This window comes from Noviherbaspirillum sp., from assembly GCF_036846085.1.
Classification (GTDB): Bacteria; Pseudomonadota; Gammaproteobacteria; order Burkholderiales; family Burkholderiaceae_D; genus Noviherbaspirillum.
In genome coordinates this window covers 1-15,470 of the sequence record NZ_DAIUCO010000117.1, presented here as the reverse complement: position 1 = coordinate 15,470, position 15,470 = coordinate 1, and the positions used below count along the sequence as shown (strand labels likewise).

Annotated in this window: 16 protein-coding genes and 1 pseudogene; 6 read left to right on the top strand and 11 right to left on the bottom strand. The window is 57.9% G+C overall.

The window, feature by feature from the left end; translation table 11 throughout:
• From V7080_RS14525 to V7080_RS14500, 6 genes and pseudogenes are all read left to right on the top strand, one after another.
• A pseudogene (locus tag V7080_RS14525) lies at positions 1 to 364 on the top strand (SDR family oxidoreductase); the annotation flags it as partial.
• 155 nt (positions 365 to 519) lie between these two features.
• Positions 520 to 942, top strand: coding sequence for a nuclear transport factor 2 family protein (locus tag V7080_RS14520; protein WP_334189109.1), 423 nt, complete (start codon positions 520 to 522; stop codon positions 940 to 942).
• A 57-nt stretch (positions 943 to 999) separates the two neighbouring features.
• Positions 1,000 to 1,389 carry a hypothetical protein gene (locus V7080_RS14515; RefSeq protein WP_334189108.1) on the top strand — a complete coding sequence of 130 codons (390 nt, stop codon included), beginning with the start codon at positions 1,000 to 1,002 and terminating at the stop codon, positions 1,387 to 1,389.
• Positions 1,386 to 2,255, top strand: a complete 870-nt coding sequence (locus V7080_RS14510) for an alpha/beta fold hydrolase (protein ID WP_334189107.1) — start codon at positions 1,386 to 1,388, stop codon at positions 2,253 to 2,255. The genes V7080_RS14515 and V7080_RS14510 overlap by 4 nt, the downstream gene beginning before the upstream one ends.
• A 339-nt stretch (positions 2,256 to 2,594) precedes the next feature.
• Positions 2,595 to 4,340, top strand: coding sequence for a sensor histidine kinase (locus tag V7080_RS14505; protein ID WP_334189106.1), 1,746 nt, complete (start codon positions 2,595 to 2,597; stop codon positions 4,338 to 4,340).
• A 16-nt stretch (positions 4,341 to 4,356) separates the two neighbouring features.
• Entirely contained in the window at positions 4,357 to 5,103 is a 747-nt protein-coding gene (locus tag V7080_RS14500; RefSeq protein ID WP_334189105.1) for a response regulator transcription factor, read from the top strand.
• 96 nt (positions 5,104 to 5,199) lie between these two features.
• Here V7080_RS14500 and V7080_RS14495 read toward each other — a convergent pair whose 3' ends face one another.
• The 11 genes from V7080_RS14495 to V7080_RS14445 all read right to left on the bottom strand — a co-directional run bounded on the left by V7080_RS14495 (position 5,200) and on the right by V7080_RS14445 (position 15,461).
• The gene (locus tag V7080_RS14495; RefSeq protein WP_334189104.1) at positions 5,200 to 6,174 is read right to left on the bottom strand and encodes a phosphatase PAP2 family protein; all 975 of its coding nucleotides are present in this window, start codon (positions 6,172 to 6,174) and stop codon (positions 5,200 to 5,202) included.
• Positions 6,175 to 6,305: 131 nt separating this feature from the next.
• Positions 6,306 to 7,232, bottom strand: a complete 927-nt coding sequence (locus V7080_RS14490) for a type II secretion system F family protein (protein WP_334189103.1) — start codon at positions 7,230 to 7,232, stop codon at positions 6,306 to 6,308.
• A 12-nt stretch (positions 7,233 to 7,244) separates the two neighbouring features.
• The gene (locus tag V7080_RS14485; RefSeq protein WP_334189102.1) at positions 7,245 to 8,237 is read right to left on the bottom strand and encodes a type II secretion system F family protein; all 993 of its coding nucleotides are present in this window, start codon (positions 8,235 to 8,237) and stop codon (positions 7,245 to 7,247) included.
• 9 nt (positions 8,238 to 8,246) lie between these two features.
• The gene (locus V7080_RS14480) at positions 8,247 to 9,593 is read right to left on the bottom strand and encodes a CpaF family protein (protein ID WP_334189101.1); all 1,347 of its coding nucleotides are present in this window, start codon (positions 9,591 to 9,593) and stop codon (positions 8,247 to 8,249) included.
• A gap of 61 nt (positions 9,594 to 9,654) precedes the next feature.
• Positions 9,655 to 10,806, bottom strand: coding sequence for an AAA family ATPase (locus V7080_RS14475; RefSeq protein ID WP_334189100.1), 1,152 nt, complete (start codon positions 10,804 to 10,806; stop codon positions 9,655 to 9,657).
• 18 nt (positions 10,807 to 10,824) lie between these two features.
• A complete protein-coding gene (locus V7080_RS14470) occupies positions 10,825 to 11,271 on the bottom strand; it encodes a TadE/TadG family type IV pilus assembly protein (protein WP_334189099.1) in 447 nt (148 codons plus the stop codon).
• On the bottom strand, positions 11,268 to 11,750 hold the full coding sequence (locus V7080_RS14465; protein WP_334189098.1) for a TadE/TadG family type IV pilus assembly protein: 483 nt from the start codon (positions 11,748 to 11,750) through the stop codon (positions 11,268 to 11,270). The genes V7080_RS14470 and V7080_RS14465 overlap by 4 nt, the downstream gene beginning before the upstream one ends.
• A gap of 2 nt (positions 11,751 to 11,752) precedes the next feature.
• Positions 11,753 to 13,030 (bottom strand): Tad domain-containing protein, encoded by a 1,278-nt coding sequence (locus V7080_RS14460; protein ID WP_334189097.1) that lies wholly within the window; start codon positions 13,028 to 13,030, stop codon positions 11,753 to 11,755.
• Positions 13,031 to 13,252: 222 nt separating this feature from the next.
• Positions 13,253 to 13,480 carry a Flp family type IVb pilin gene (locus V7080_RS14455; RefSeq protein WP_334189096.1) on the bottom strand — a complete coding sequence of 76 codons (228 nt, stop codon included), beginning with the start codon at positions 13,478 to 13,480 and terminating at the stop codon, positions 13,253 to 13,255.
• A 160-nt stretch (positions 13,481 to 13,640) separates the two neighbouring features.
• Complete coding sequence (locus V7080_RS14450) at positions 13,641 to 13,913, bottom strand: hypothetical protein (RefSeq protein ID WP_334189095.1); 273 nt, start codon at positions 13,911 to 13,913, stop codon at positions 13,641 to 13,643.
• Positions 13,914 to 13,925: 12 nt separating this feature from the next.
• Positions 13,926 to 15,461, bottom strand: coding sequence for a type II and III secretion system protein family protein (locus V7080_RS14445; protein WP_334189110.1), 1,536 nt, complete (start codon positions 15,459 to 15,461; stop codon positions 13,926 to 13,928).
• Positions 15,462 to 15,470 lie beyond the last annotated feature (9 nt).

The following is a 15,470-nucleotide window of genomic DNA, read 5'->3' as shown; positions in this document are numbered from 1 at the left end:
CTACACGATCGCGAAGTACACCATGAGCCTGTTCACCCTCGCCTTCGCAGCCGAGTTTCGCGAGCAGGGCGTGGCCGCGAATTCGCTCTGGCCGCGCACCGCGATCGCCACCGCCGCCGTCGCCAACGAGATCGGCGGACAGGACATGATGAATGCATCGCGCAAGCCGGAGATCATGGCCGACGCGGCGCACTGGATACTGTCGCAGCCCGCCAAGCGCTGCACCGGCAAGTTCTTCATCGATGACGAAGTGCTTCTCGCCGCCGGCATGCGCGACTTTGCGCAATACGATGTGCAGCCGGGCGCGAAACTGCAGGCCGATTTCTTCATCGAAGCCTTGCCGGGCATGCTGCCTTCCGCCTGATTTTCTTATTCCACTTTTTAGGGCGTCTAACAAAATGAGCGAAGCGCCGGCTTCGCGCTCTCCGGCAAGGCGCGTCGACGCAGGCAGTACTGACGTACGACAAGGAGACGCAACGCAGCCAGAGGCATTTTGTTAGACGCTCTTAGGAGACAAAGATGCAACTCGCACCAGCTGTACAAGCTTCGCTCGACAAGTGGCACCACATGGTATCGATCGCCGACATGAGGGAATTGAACGACATCATCCACCCGGATGCGGTATTCCGGTCACCGATGGCGTTTCATCCGTATGCCGGCGGCGATACGCTCGCAACCGCGCTGCGCACGGTGCTGACGGTATTCGAGGATTTCCGCTATCACCGGCAATTCAGCTCGGACCCGCACAATGTCGCGCTGGAGTTCAGCGCCCGCGTCGGTACGCGCGACGTGAAAGGCATCGATCTGATCCGCTTCAACGACGACGGCCTGATCACCGATTTCGAAGTGATGGTGCGCCCCGGCAGCGGACTTGCCGCATTGGGCGAACAGATGTCGGAAAAGCTGGGTGCGTATCTGAAAGCGGCGAAGGCCACGAAATAAGAACGACGATGCCGGCCGCCGTCCCATCCGCAACCATTTACTCCAAGCGAGCCTGTCATGATCCCCGTCCTGCTTTTCTGTTCGGCCGCTGTCCTGATCTTCATCGGCTGCGCTCACTCCTACCTCGGTGAGCGCGTGGTGTTCAGCCGGCTTTTCGCATTGCCCAATCTGCCGCTGCTCCATAACGACCGCCGCTACACCGAGCAGATGCTGCGCTTCGCCTGGCACCTGACCAGCCTTGCATGGTGGGGCTTCGCCGCGGTCGTGGCGGCGCTGGCAGGCACGTCCGCCACGCCGAGGATGGTCGGCATGCTCATCGGCGCCACTGTCATTCTCAGCGGCGTGGTGATCGTTGCGACGGCAGGCAAGCGTCATCCCGCATGGTGGCTGTTCCTCGTTTCCGGCACCGGCATCCTGGCCGGCACCATGCTCATCGGGAAGGCATGACAGCCGCAGGGGATGTTGGCGTACGGCATGAGCAGGTCCGGGCCGCCGGCGTGAACCTGCATGTGGCGCGCGCCGGTGAAGGGCCGCCGGTGATCCTGCTGCATGGCTTTCCCGAAAACTGGACCACATGGCGGCACCAGATCGGTCCGCTCGCCGACGCCGGATTCTCCGTCCTGGCACCCGACCTGCGCGGCTACAATCTGTCCGACCGTCCTGCCGGCCGCGAACCCTATCACCTGCGCCATCTGGTCGATGACATTGCCGCGCTGGTGCGGCACACCGGACAGCCGCGCGCGCATATCGTCGGCCACGACTGGGGCGGTGTCATCGCGTGGACCTTCGCCGGCGAATACCCCGAGCTGCTGGACAAGCTCGTGATCCTCAACGCGCCGCATATGCAGCGTTTCCTGGAAAAAGTGCGCCGGCCGCCGCAGATGCTGCGCAGTGCGTATGCCGGCTTCTTCCAGCTGCCGCTGCTTCCGGAACGCGCCCTGGCGGCACACGATTTCATGCTATTGCGCCGCATCTTCACGCACACGCCGGCACGCAAAGATACCTACTCGGCCACCCACATCGACGAATATGTCGCATCAATGTCGCGGCCAGGCGCACTCACCGCCAGTCTCAACTACTACCGCGCGAATACCGGCAGCGGTTTTGCGCTCGCACGCAAGGTGCGCACCCGCGCCGAGACGCTGGTGATCTGGGGCGAACGCGATCCCGCATTGGGAACCGAGTTGCTCGAACGGCTGGATGAGTTCGCGCCGCGCGTTCGCATACACCGCATCCGCGATGTTGCACATTGGGTGCAGAATGAAGCGGTGCTTGAGGTGAACCGGGCATTGCTAAATTTTCTTGCGGAATGAGTTGGCAGCACGCCGGACTTTTAATTCAGACCATTAGTACAGGCCAGTAGCAATCAACTTTCTTATCCTGTGGACTTCCACTTTCATACGCCACAGGCCATTTCAATTTCCAGAGCGCATTAGTGACGTCGTTCATCCGTTTAGCTAGCCCAGAGCTGCACCGTTTTGGACCGCGGTTCTCATGACATTTTGATGTGAAACAAAGAAGTGCATACATCTAACAATACACTGGCGTATACCTAATCTGGTGATATGCACTTTGATTTATGTAAAAGTTGCACTAAAAATATTTTATTTTTATTTTATTCGAGCAACGTAGCAATCCCATAGTGAAAGTCGTTGTTTCACGCAAAAAGAATTGAGGGAAGCACCATGCTCAATAGTCAGGCGCAAGATCAGAAATCTTGTACGCTAGCTGGCCCTAATCATGAGGTTTATTCCGGAGTATCCGAAGACGCCACAGACGCATTGCTGATTGGTCGAATGCGCTTGCTGCTGGCGGTGTCAGGATTGCTGGCAATCTTCGTCGATCCGGAAGCACTCGACGCAATCGACACGGTCACACTAAGCGTCTTTATTTGTTATGTCGGTTATAGCGTCGTCATCTACGTCTGCACGACACTAAAGAAACCTACTTTCTATGGCAAAGCCATACACTGGCTGGATGTTATCTGGTTCGCTCTGATTATCCTGTTCACCGGCGGCATCAATAGTTTTTATTTTCTCTTCTTCTTTTTTGCGATCCTTACTTCTTCCTTTCGCTGGGGACTGGAAGAAGGCGCACGGGTTACGCTTGCTTCCACTTCATTGTTCGCAGCCACCGGTTTGCTGCTGGAAACCGAAAACGAGTTGACACGACTGTTGCTGCGCACGATCTTTCTTCTCTCGCTCGGATATCTGAGCGCGCACTGGGGGGAATCGAAAGTGCGCCTCAAGCGCCGGCTGGCTATGCTGCGCGACGTGAGCCAGTTGTCGAATCCACGCTTTGGGGTGGATAACACCATCACATCCGTCCTCGAAAAGACGCAAGACTTCTTCAAGGCCGACTGCTGCATCGTCATCATGCGCGATAAGGAGACCGGAAGTCACACCTTGCGGTCGATAAGGAGAACCAAGCCGAGGACATCGGTCAGCGCCAGCCCGATCAGCGCGGAAGCGGCGGCGCCGTTTACGTTGTTCCCCCGGGAACATATTCTGGTCCATGCGCGCCGGCGCTGGAAATTGTCAGACACGCCGATCGGTTACCTGGCGTCCGACAGCGGGACAAGCACCTGGGTCCACCACTCCGACAAGGCCGCCGACAGCCTGGCGGAACTTCTGGAAGCACGTTCCTTTATTAGTGTGCCGCTGTCGATGAGGACAGAGGAAGGCCGTATCTTCGTCGCCTCCTCGGAGACCGCGCTCGGAAAATCGGATGCGCTGTTTCTTGCTCATATCGTTGCCCAGGCATTTCCCATGATCGAGAACATCGATCTTCTCGACAGGATGGCATCGGAGGCAGCATCGCTGGAACGCCGAAGAATGGCGATGGACCTCCACGATACAGCGCTGCAACCGTATATCGGCCTGAAGCTTGCACTGAGCGCAGTCCGAAAAAAAGCCTCCGAAGACAATCCCTTAAACGTCGACCTGGAAAGGTTGATGGCCATGGCGGCACAGGTCATCGGCGACTTAAGGCACTACGCCGGCGCAATGCGGAAGGACATGAACGGAACCGAGCCGGCGCTTCTCGCTGCGCTGCGCCGGCATGCGGCTCACATCATGAAGTTTTACGGCATCAAGATCGACATTGGCATGGATGGTGATCTGCATATGAACGATCGCCTGATGGCAGAGGTCTTGCAGCTTGTACGCGAAGGGTTGAGCAATATATGCAAGCACACCGTTGCCCAGAAAGGCGCGGTGAAACTTCAATGCATGAGCGGCTGGCTCAGAATCCGGATTGAAAACGAAAGCGGCGGCGAGAAAACAGCCCCGTTTTCTCCGAGATCGATCTCGGAGCGGGTTGCCGCGCTGGGCGGCAAAGTTGTCATTATCAACGACCCCGACGGGAATACCGTAGTAAACATCGAAATACCTACCTAACCGAGAGAGCGAATAAATGACACTCGCGCACAATGGAATCCGTGTACTGCTTGTCGACGACCACCAGACGATGTTGTGGGGCTTGCAAAAATTGGTTGAAGGAGAAAGTCCGAAGATGGAAGTCGTGGGCACAGCCCGAAGCTGCGATGAAGCGGTTACCAAGGCCAGGCAACTTGTCCCGGATGTCATTCTGCTGGACCTGGACATGGGGGGCACCAGTTCGCTGGACATACTTCCCGCACTGTTATCCAACTCGGTGTCGCGGGTATTGGTACTTACCGGCGAACGGGAACAGGAGAAGCACGATAAGGCAGTCCTGCACGGCGCGAGGGGTGTGCTGATGAAGGACGCCTCCGCCGACCAGCTGCTGAAGGCAATTGAAAAGACCCATCAAGGGGAACTCTGGCTGGACCATGACTCGCTCAGTCGTGTGTTCAGCGAGATGCTGGGTGCCAAAACACCGAAGAAGCCGGACCCGGAAGCGGAACGAAAGGCAAGTCTCACGGCACGCGAGCGCAACATCATCCGCGCCATCGTTGCGGACAGCAGTGCCACCAACAAGGTCCTCGCGCAAGGGCTGTTCATATCCGAGCATACGCTGCGCAACCACCTCACCTCCATCTATCACAAGCTGGACGTGATCAATCGCCTTGAACTCTACCTTTATGCAGTCAACCACAAGCTCGCCGATCCGCAGGAGGATCCGGTTCCAAAGGGCACCGTACGGCTGCATGCTTTTCTGCGGCCTTGCAGGTCAAACTAGCGTTCTGGCCGGATACGGCGGCGTGAAGGGCTTCGGTCGTCAAACCAAGGATTTCTTCCTGGCTGCGGCGTTCTACGCGAGCCTTACCCACCGGGGTCATGACGCTGGTCTGCGCATGCCGCTCACCACCGGGGCCATCAAAGGACGGGTTCCTGCAGGATCCGGAACGGTCGCGCGTTCACGGGAGCGGAGGACATACTTCGTGACGACCGCAGACAGGACGAAAAGTATACCTGCTGCAATCATGTCGACCAGATAATGCCCTCCCCTGAATGGAACGGACAACAACATCAGGACGTTGAGTGCGAGGATCAATAGGAATGACCACTTCTGATCGCGATAGACGTATATAAGCAAGAGAGCAATCACGGTGTGGTAGGACGGCAGGGTAACGATACCCTGCATCTGGTCAATGGAGAAGCTGGCGGCGGTTCCGTTGCGGAGAGAAAGCAGATGCGATAAATGTACGCTTCGCTCAATGCCCAAATCAAAGTAATGCCAGGCGCATACAGCGGGAAACACGCCGGAGAATATGGATGTGACCACTAATGAAATAAAGGCAATCAGCAAAAGCTCGTCATTTTTCCGGGTCCATTGTTTATGCGCGAAATACAGCATGGAAACGAAGAGCTGGACATACATGCTGTCGTAAGCCCAACCCAGCAGGGCGCTGAATCGCGGATATCCTTCCACCGCCAGATACAGCGCTACCCAGTCAAAGCCCATCTTTGCATCGAGGTCCGCGAATAGTGCATCGTGGAGTGGAAAATTCAGACTGGCCGTCAGGTAGGTAAATATCACGGCCGTCGCAGAAAAGCCGGTCCAGAGAGCGGCGTAATAGCCCATGTCGCTCAATCTTTTGCTGCGTCCGGAAAGGTCGTAAAAAACCCCGATCAGAGCAAGCAGCAACATACTGCCGAGAATCGAAGAAAGTCCGTGAAAGGCAAGATCTATGTAATGCGCCCAGATCAGGTCGACCATGCCGAGCAGGGCAATGCCGCATGTCACGGCAATCTTCGGCGTGCTTTTGATAGGAAGAGGCACGAATATGCTTGCTGGCAGGGATAGCATTTTGGCTTTCTCAAGGTCCCGGGCGCCGGATCGAACGTTGGGAAATCATTCTTTAGCCGGCATCCCGGCATCCACCTTCGGGATGCCGGGCGCAGATAGGGAAAAAGGACTCGATATCGTCTCGGAACAGGCTATCCGCCTCGCTCAAGCATGGGAAGGATCGTCCTGACGACTTGAATGGCTGCAGGTCCCATGATCACCATGATGATTGACGGGAAAATGCAGGCAACGAGCGGGAAAAGCATTTTCGTCGGCACCTTGGATGCCAATTCCTCCGCACGGGTTTGCCTTTTGTGCCGAAGATCATCGGAGAAAACCCGCAGGGACTCTCCGATGCTTGTTCCAAAGCGGTCCGCCTGGGTCAGCATGACCGCGAATGTGCCGATCTCCTCGACGCCGGTACGGGTAGCAAGATTGCGCAAGGATTGCTCTCGCGTCCCGCCAGCGCGCATTTCGAGATTGGTCAGGTGAAGCTCTTCCGCAAGCGCGACGCTGGTCATCTTCACTTCCTCCGCCACCTTGGACAATCCGGCGTCCAGGCCAAGTCCTGCCTCCACGCACACAAGCATCAGGTCCGCCGCGTCCGCGAAGTTTTCGAAGATCTCGCGCTTGCGCTCCTTTATCATCCAGTAAAGGATCGCGTTCGGCAGATAGCACCCTATCAGGGCCGCGAGAACGAGAAAGAAGCCCAGCATGAGTTCATCCGCTTGATTCACAATCTGCAGGAAGAGAAATGCCGCCACCGCCAGCAAAATTGGAAACAGCGTCTTGGCGCCGAAATACATGAGGCGTGCATCGGGATGACGCAGGCCCGCCTGAAGCAACTTGACCCTTAATGGCGATGCATCCCAATCGCCGCTTGGCGTGGAAAGCCTTGCAAACGGACCGACGATGGACACAACGGTTTCGGTCCAGCGTGCTTCCGATTGCGGGCTAGCCGGGAAGAACATGCTTTGCAGGCGTTTGTGGGTTTTGGTCGGCACCATCAGCAGGTACAGACCCGACAGCGCCAGAGTTACGGAAACGAAGATGAGCGCAGACAGCAGGACGATGTTCATGGCCGGGTTTCCTTAAACACGAATTCTGATGATTTTCCGCAGAATCAGCACACCGATTGCCATCAGGATGAGCATATATTTGATGATGGCAATGCCGATCGGGTCCGTCCACAGGGGCGCCATGAACTCCGGGTTCACGAGATTCATCACGGCGCCCAGTGCGAACGGCATCAGGCCCAGGATCCAGGCTGACAGCCTTCCTTCCGAAGACAGCACCTTGATCTTGGAAAAGAGCTTCAGCCTTTCCCGGATCAGGTGGCTGAGATTGCTAAGCACTTCCGTCAGATTGCCTCCGGACTCGCGCTGGATCAGCACGGCGACAACGAAGTAGCGCAGGTCGGTAATGGGCAGGCGCTCGCTCAGATTCATCAGCGCCTGCTGCAACGACACGCCGTAGTTCACCTCATCGCTGACGATGCGGAATTCATTGGCGATCGGTTCCGCCATCTCTTCGCCGACCATTTGCAGACCCGATGAAAACGCGTGGCCGGAGCGTAGCGCCCTGGTAATGAGATCCAGCGTATCCGGCAACTGATACTGGATCGCATGGAGGCGGCGATTGCGTTTGTACAGCACATACATCAGAGGCATGGCGGCCATCGCGCCGCCCACCAGGGCACCGATGAACAGCGACTGGTGAGCAAGCAGGGTTATTGCGCCGTAACTCGTGAATCCCAACGCGGCGCACGACAGCAGAAGCCGCGATACCGTCCATTTCAGACCCGACTGAAAGATGAGCTTGTCGAGTTTGTGCGCTCTGGGAAGACGCAGCAACAGGCGTTCGAGCATCGGCACTTCGCTCAGCATCCGCTGTTTGAGCAGCTGGGCGCGCTTGCTCCTGTCCCGCGATGCGGATAGCGCACGCAATCTGTCGCCGACCCTCTTCGCGGCGGCTCCCTTGTACGACTTCCAGAACAGGTAGACGCCTTCCAGAAGCAGCATAACCGCGAAGAAGATCAGGAGCGATATGATCGGGAAGGCGTAGTTTTCAATGGTTTGAAGCATGGCTTGCCTCTAGTGATAATGTTTGGTGGGATCAAACATTGTGTCCGGCAGAGTCACGCCGAACGAACGCAGCCGGTCGGCGAATTTCGGTCGGACACCGGTTGCATGAAAGTATCCCTGGACGCTGCCATCTTCCCCGACGCCGGTTTGCCGGAACGCGAAAATCTCCTGCATGGTGATCGTCTCGCCTTCCATCCCCGTGATCTCCTGAATGCTGATTATTTTCCGCTTGCCGTCGATGAGCCTGAGCCCCTGGATCACAACCGTGAGGGCGGACGCGATCTGCTGCCTTGCTGCCTTGTGCGGCAGATTCAGGTTTGCCATGCCGATCATGTTTTCAAGCCTCGACAACGCGTCACGCGGGGTATTGGCGTGGATTGTCGTCAGCGATCCCTCATGGCCGGTATTCATCGCCTGCAGCATATCGACCGCTTCCGCGCCGCGCACCTCGCCGATGATGATGCGGTCGGGCCGCATCCGGAGCGCATTGCGCACCAGCGCCCGCTGCGTGATCTCGCCCTTCCCTTCGATATTCATCGGCCGTGTTTCCATGCGCACCACGTGCGGTTGCTGCATCTGAAGCTCGGCGGCGTCTTCTATGGTGACGACCCGTTCGGACGCAGGGATATATCCGGACAGGATGTTGAGCAATGTCGTTTTTCCGGCTCCGGTTCCGCCGGAAATCAGTATGTTCACCTTCGCTTTGCTGAGGCCTTCGAGCAAGAACGCCATTTCAGGCGTGAGACTTTTCAGGTCGTTCACCAGGTTTTCCATGCGCAGGGGGATATGCGCGAACCGGCGGATGGACATCATCGGACCATCAAGCGCGACCGGCGGAATAACGGCGTTTACCCGGGATCCGTCAGGCAGCCTGGCATCGACCATTGGACTCGATTCATCGATGCGCCGCCCTACCAGCGACACGATCTTGTCGATGATCCGCAGCAGATGCTTTTCATCGGTAAAGGTGACATTGGTCAGCTCCAGGCGCCCGTTCCTCTCGACATATATCATTCGATAGGAGTTCACCAGAATGTCGGATACCGCCGGATCGGCCATCAGCAGCTCAAGCGGCCCGAATCCGAGCATTTCATGCTGGATGTCGCGGATGAGGTAACGGCGTTCGATGTCGTTGATTGCAGCCTGCTCCTCCACAAGCAGCCGTTCGACCATCACCGATATTTCCTGCCGCAGCAACTCCGGCGTCAGCGTTTCCAATGCGGCAAGGTCGAATTTATCCAGCAGCTTGAGATGGATGCGGCCTTTCATCAACTTATACGCTTCGCTTGCGCCACGACTGTCCTCACGAACAATCGGCGACATCGTGGCCGCGTTTAATTTATCTCGGAAAGACATGTCCGTTTTGCTCCTTATGTTCCTGCCGGTGCGCCGGTTAACATCCGTTCATCCGGAGCGTTCAAGCCCGTTTGAAAATGCGGTTGAACAAGCCGCGGCTCTCCCCCGGTTTGGGGTTCAGCATCAACGCAAATTCCATCAGGTTCTTTGCAACCGCATTCGAGCGTGCAGCCTTCATCAGGGGATTGCCATGATTGATCGCGGTATTGACGTCCTTGTAGGAGTTCGGCACCGTGTGAAGGTGTTTGACTTCAAGGATGCGCCGTATATCGTCTAGGCTGATTTCACCGCCTTTTTCGAAACGATTGACGATCAACTCGATCTTTTCCGCGGGATATCCGAGTGACTTGCATACCGAAAGCAGTTTGTTGGCGTTCCTCAGGTGCGGCAGACCGGCCTGCAATACCGGAAAAATTCGGTAGGCGGAATCGAGCGCCCTGATCGACAGCGTGTCCAGGTTTCGGCCGATATCAAGCAGGATAAAGTCGTACTGCGTGACCGCGAGGTTGAGGATCGCATCGATATGTTCCGGCTTGATTTCCATCGCCTGCGACGGGTCTTCCGGCGCGGCCAGAATGCTGTAGCTCGGCGTGATTTTTACCGTGCTCGCCGCAAGAAAAGTCGCGTCCAGCCGCCGGATATCCTGCGCAACGTCGGCCATTGTCGACGGCGGCGCGCCGTCATGCACGAAAGACAGCGCGTCGCCGAACTGAAGGTTGAGGTCGATGAGCAAGACGGTTTTCGATTCGGCAAGCTGGTAGCCGAGATTCGTCGCCAGGAACGTCGCGCCGCTTCCACCCTTACAGGGAACGAATGCGAAAATTTTCCCCGGGGTGCGTGCCTGCCCGCCCGTGAGCTTCACGGCAACACGGGCGACCGCACTCGCCAGCGCGTCGGGCGATGCAGGCGACGGGAGCACCTCCCGCACGCCGGCGCGCATCGAGTTGATCAAAAATTCCGGCGTATGGGTGGCGCAGAGAAGAATAGTGGCGACCTTCGGAAAATGCGTCGTGATGTACTCGACCTGCTCCAGTTCGTTCGGATCGCAGCACATGCCTTCGACAAGCATCAGGTCCGGCATCTCCTGTTCGGCGACGGTGCGCATCTTGCTCTTTCCGCCGTCAACCAGCACAACCGAATGGGAGTGCGCTTCAAGCGCTGCGCCCATTTCCTGCAAGTGGCTCTTGTTGGGGGAGATGACGGCGATTTTCATGGCAATGCTTTCATAACGTTATAGGCAGATGGCGTTGCTGTTCGGGTCCTGCCGCATGATTTCGCGCGGCAGGAACGTCGAAAACGTGGGCATCGGAATAGGTGCCCTGCTGGCAAGGCCGGCAATCGGTGAAATCCATTGGTAGTTGAGACCGGTGATCGTCACCGTGACCCCTTCGCAGGTCGCGGGTGTGCATCCGGCCGGCTCCCACGCCAGGCTGATCGTATTGATCTGCGGCAGAAGCGCCTGCATCTTCGCGAGGACATCAGCCTGATTGCCGGTGTTGTCGCATACCACGGCGAAGCGCGCACCTGCCCGGGTGGCTTCGTTTGCCGCATTCCAGGTGAACAGCATGCGGGCGAAATCGGTAATGCCGAGCAGGAAGGTCAGGAACACAAGCAGTGCAAGGGCGAATTCGACGGTTTGCGCACCCGACTGGTCTTTGTGGAGATTAAGCATGTTCATAGCTGGGTTCGCATGGTTGCCGTGATGTCGCCATAGGGAATGCCCGCGCCGTTGCCGCAAGCGGTCGTGCCGAAGCTGACGCCGAAGACACTGGTAAAGAGCGGCTCGAAGCAGTAGCCGGTAACCGTGACTGTCACGACATTGATAAATGGTCCAGGGGCGCTTGGCATAGTCGTAGCTTGAGTTTCCCAAACCGGAGCTGCTACGTTCGCTTCTGTAAGACCCAATAACATCGGCGTTCCAGTATTGACTGTGCTGCCGTACACGATGAGGTTGCGCGCCTGTGTGACACCGGTGCCCGGAGTTTGCACAGTTAGATATCGAACTGCATCGCGGACAGATTTTGTGATCGTGTTGTACTGGTACATCGCGCGGCCGAACTCTGTAGTGATGAACGACATCAGCAGTAGAAGCGGGAGAATGAATGCAAGCTCGATCAGGGCCGCGCCGTGCTGTCTAGTATGTGTGCGCATATTCATCCTTACCTGACAAGAACAGGAACGAGCGGGCCGCTTACACCGCCGGCCAAGCCGCTGGTTGTGCATGGACTGCTTGGTACGCTGGCGTTCCCAATGAATTCGAGTTGCACGTTCTGTATCGCTCCGCCACCACCACCGCCGCCAATGGAAATCGGATGGAGCATGAGCATGCATGCGTAATCGATGACGCTGTTGGCGGCGTTGACGATCGGCACCGTAGCTATCCGGCGGCTTGATCCGTATTGGGCATGCTGTCCGTTCGGTCCCGCCGTCGCCAGTGAGTTAAACCCGCCGCCGTTCAGGTTCAGCCCGGTAAGGGTGGAGCAACCTGCCACCGTGCCGCTGGGGGCGCAAGATGCAAACTGGGACCGCCTCGTCAGAAAGTCGCTGTATGCGTTTGCCTGGGACGGCCAGTTGGTCGCGGTGTACGAGTAACCGGTGAAGTCCGGATTCCGGTACGGGCGGTCGGGGCCGCTATTGTTCTTATAGATGCCGAACCGGGAATTCCATGCGTCCGCAATCGACGCCTGGACGCCGGAGGTCCCCAGGGTATCGCCGATCTCTGTTCCGCAGAATCCGTTCATCTCGGCTTCGGTTTCGGCGGCGCTGTTGGAGCCGTCCAGATTGGCCCAGCCGATCTGGCCGCCCGCCGCCGCATTTTGCGCATGCAGCAGGACAACCCACTCGCCGGCGACGAAACCGTAGTTTGGCGCCGTGCCGCCGGGTTTGGGCCGCATCGCGAGCGGTAGCGGGCATGTGCTCTGTGCGCTGGCGCGGGTTGCCACAGCCGATGCCGTGACATTTCGCGTGCTTGCATATTCGGGAGCGCCTCCAGAGAATGCGGCCATAGTATGAAGGAGCCACATCTGAATGTTGGAATGTGTATGTTGACACTGTGCGTAACGGGCAGCTATTGGATCGTTTGTTGGGTTGTACGAACCATCCCTGAAAGTAATGTCCGTGTCCAAAATTTGAGGCTGTCCTCCCCAGGTTTGCGATTGCATATCTACGAAGTTTTGATTACCAGCAGCCTGTCCAACGGCTCTGGCTCGGTCCAAGGGGTTATCCAAACCCGTGCAAGTCCCAGCACACTGTCCATTCAACTCCTGTGCCGCCGCCAGCGCACAGCTATCCATCGCGGTCTGCAACTCCGTCTTTATAACAAACAAGCGACCGAAATCCAGCGCGATGCCCATGAATCCCAGCAGGAACAGCAGAATCATGGACGCAGTCACGATCACTGCCCCGTTCTGGTATCGGCGACTGGCAATGCGGCGCATGGTACCTCCTGGTTGTCGTCCTGTATTCACACCCGCACGACGCATCCACAGCAACGGACTGCATGCACGCTGCCGTCGCCGGACGTCGGCTTACCGATAGATGAATGAACCGGAACTTGTGCAGGGCCTGAGCGGCTGCAGATCAATGCAGCCCCGACCGGGCCGGCGTCTCCACGACCTCGTTGGTCGGGGTACCGCCGCCCGTTTCTTCGCTGGCCTTTATCAGGTGCATGTAGCTGTGGTAAGGCAGTTTGCAACGCGGGTGATGAACGTTGCAAAGCTGCCGCCGCTGGCGCTTAATGCCCGCAGCGCAATGACCAGCGCGATCGAGACGACGGCGATGATCAGCGCGTATTCGACGACTTGCGCGCCCTCCTCGTCTCTTGCGAAGGCCCGGAAGGATTCCTTGATTGCATCGAGAAGGTGGAGCTGAAGCTGGACCTGATTCATTTTATTTACCTCTTAAGTGATGTGAAAAAAGTAACTGCTACGAAACACTGCATGGGTACTACCTGCTTCTACAGCTAAGCTGCACTGCCAACCGGCATGCGTGCGCATGGTTCCGCCATCCGCCGCACGACCGTTCCTGCTGGCGACATCACTGCCGCCATTACCTTCCGGCGCCGATACTTCCGCCGATATTGATGACATTGACCGCCGGTGGCGGCGACTGGAACGATTTCTGGTAAAGAATCACCGCATCTCTGGCCGCCTTGCCATCCATGCCGGCAACGGGATCCGGATTTTTTCCGGCTTCCGGGTTGATTGTCATGTTGGCTTTTGCCTGCCGCACGGCGTCGCCGAATCGGGCGTCGTAGTGCGGCGTTACCGATGCACAGCCTGCAATCAGGACGAGTCCTAGTACGAGTGACTGCTTTTCCATGAGATGTCCTTTTCAATAATCAGCGGGAGAGGAAGAGGCCGGGGTGGCGCTTTCCAGCGCGCCGTTGAAATACACTTCGCTTCGCGTCGGCACCACATGATTGTCGGTAGGCAGTCTCGGGGCTTCCGCCAGGGGCTTCACAAGGCGAGGCGTGATCACGAAAAGCAGCTCCGACTGTTCGTTCTGGAACTCCGAACTGCGGAACAGGGCGCCGAAGACAGGAACTTCGCCGAGCCCCGGGAAACGTTTGATCGTTTCGGTGACGTTGTTCTTGATCAGTCCGGCGATGACGAAACTCTGTCCATCGTTGAGCTGCACCGTGGTATCGGCCCGGCGCACCGTCAGCGACGGCAGTACCGATGTCACGCCGCTCACCGTGGTAAAGGGCGACCCGGTCTGCGACAAGTCGGACACCTCCGATACCATCTTCAGGTTGATACGGCTGCCATCCAGCACTGTCGGCGTGAATTTCACGCCGACGCCGAACTCCTTTTCTTCCAGCGTAATGGTGGGAATGCCAAGGTTGTTGGTCTGTGCTACAGGAATGAAGATCTTGCCACCTGACAGGAAGCTTGCGTTCTGGCCGCTGATCGCCATCACGTTCGGCTCGGCAAGCACCCTGACAAGGCCGTCGTCCTTCTGCCCATCGATTCCCAGCGAGGTTCTGCCGCGCCTGAGCAGTTCCATGAAGCCACCACCATTGGTCAGGAAGTTGGAGAGCACCGAATAGACATTGTCGCCGCCGCCCACGGTCCGGTTCAAACCGACGCTTGATCCGAGCTTGTCGAGCAGCGACTTGCTTATTTCGGCGATCTTCACCTCCAGCATGACTTGCTGCGGGTTCGTCACCTGCAGCAAGTTGACCACCTTCTTGCCGTCGCCGTAGGACGTGGCGAGGCTCATGATGCTGTCGAGCTTGATCGAATCGCTCACCTTGCCGGTCAACACCAGCGCATTCTCCGCGCCCCTGATCTTGATGCCGGTTTCCTCGGGCATCAGTTCCGCCAGCTTCGCCTGCAGGGTTTGCGGATCTATCGTGACGATAATGTCCTTGATGACGCAACGTCCGTCCGCATTCTGCAGGATCACGTTCATCGATCCGGGCCGTTTCCCGAGGAAGAACAATTCGGTCGGACTGAGCAGGGTGATATCGACATCCGCCACGCCGTCCGAAGCTGTACCAACGCCCGACGGAGGGACTGCTGCCTGTGCAGCCACCTGGCCTGCGCCTGCAGCGGGTGCTCCTGCCGCGTTCGCGCCGCCCTGATCGACCGGCTTTCCGGCGCGGTTTGACGGATTGCCGCCCACGACCATTCGTGTCGCCGGCACGCTCAATTTGATGACGCTTGACTTCCCGAGCGTGACGACAGTGGCCGGGTCGACCGTCACCGATGTGCAGGGCTTGAGGCCGGCTGCCGCTCCCTGCGGCAGGCCGGTAGCCGGCCTCCTTGCCGGCCGGGGCTGGCCAGGCGTCGCCGTGTCGCCGGCTTGCGCCACCGTTCCTGCAGGCTGCGCCACTGCGAAGATCGGTGCCTGGAGCGCGAGCATGAGTACCGC

Bases quoted from the DNA above. Each gene is read 5' to 3' on its own strand.
- V7080_RS14445 (WP_334189110.1), bottom strand. From the start codon at position 15,461: ATGCTCGCGCTCCAGGCACCGATCTTCGCAGTGGCGCAGCCTGCAGGA.
- V7080_RS14460 (WP_334189097.1), bottom strand. From the start codon at position 13,030: ATGCGCCGCATTGCCAGTCGCCGATACCAGAACGGGGCAGTGATCGTG.
- V7080_RS14450 (WP_334189095.1), bottom strand. From the start codon at position 13,913: ATGGAAAAGCAGTCACTCGTACTAGGACTCGTCCTGATTGCAGGCTGT.
- V7080_RS14470 (WP_334189099.1), bottom strand. From the start codon at position 11,271: ATGAACATGCTTAATCTCCACAAAGACCAGTCGGGTGCGCAAACCGTC.
- V7080_RS14475 (WP_334189100.1), bottom strand. From the start codon at position 10,806: ATGAAAATCGCCGTCATCTCCCCCAACAAGAGCCACTTGCAGGAAATG.
- V7080_RS14500 (WP_334189105.1), top strand. From the start codon at position 4,357: ATGACACTCGCGCACAATGGAATCCGTGTACTGCTTGTCGACGACCAC.
- V7080_RS14495 (WP_334189104.1), bottom strand. From the start codon at position 6,174: ATGCTATCCCTGCCAGCAAGCATATTCGTGCCTCTTCCTATCAAAAGC.
- V7080_RS14520 (WP_334189109.1), top strand. From the start codon at position 520: ATGCAACTCGCACCAGCTGTACAAGCTTCGCTCGACAAGTGGCACCAC.
- V7080_RS14485 (WP_334189102.1), bottom strand. From the start codon at position 8,237: ATGCTTCAAACCATTGAAAACTACGCCTTCCCGATCATATCGCTCCTG.
- V7080_RS14480 (WP_334189101.1), bottom strand. From the start codon at position 9,593: ATGTCTTTCCGAGATAAATTAAACGCGGCCACGATGTCGCCGATTGTT.
- V7080_RS14510 (WP_334189107.1), top strand. From the start codon at position 1,386: ATGACAGCCGCAGGGGATGTTGGCGTACGGCATGAGCAGGTCCGGGCC.
- V7080_RS14490 (WP_334189103.1), bottom strand. From the start codon at position 7,232: ATGAACATCGTCCTGCTGTCTGCGCTCATCTTCGTTTCCGTAACTCTG.
- V7080_RS14465 (WP_334189098.1), bottom strand. From the start codon at position 11,750: ATGAATATGCGCACACATACTAGACAGCACGGCGCGGCCCTGATCGAG.
- V7080_RS14515 (WP_334189108.1), top strand. From the start codon at position 1,000: ATGATCCCCGTCCTGCTTTTCTGTTCGGCCGCTGTCCTGATCTTCATC.
- V7080_RS14455 (WP_334189096.1), bottom strand. From the start codon at position 13,480: ATGAATCAGGTCCAGCTTCAGCTCCACCTTCTCGATGCAATCAAGGAA.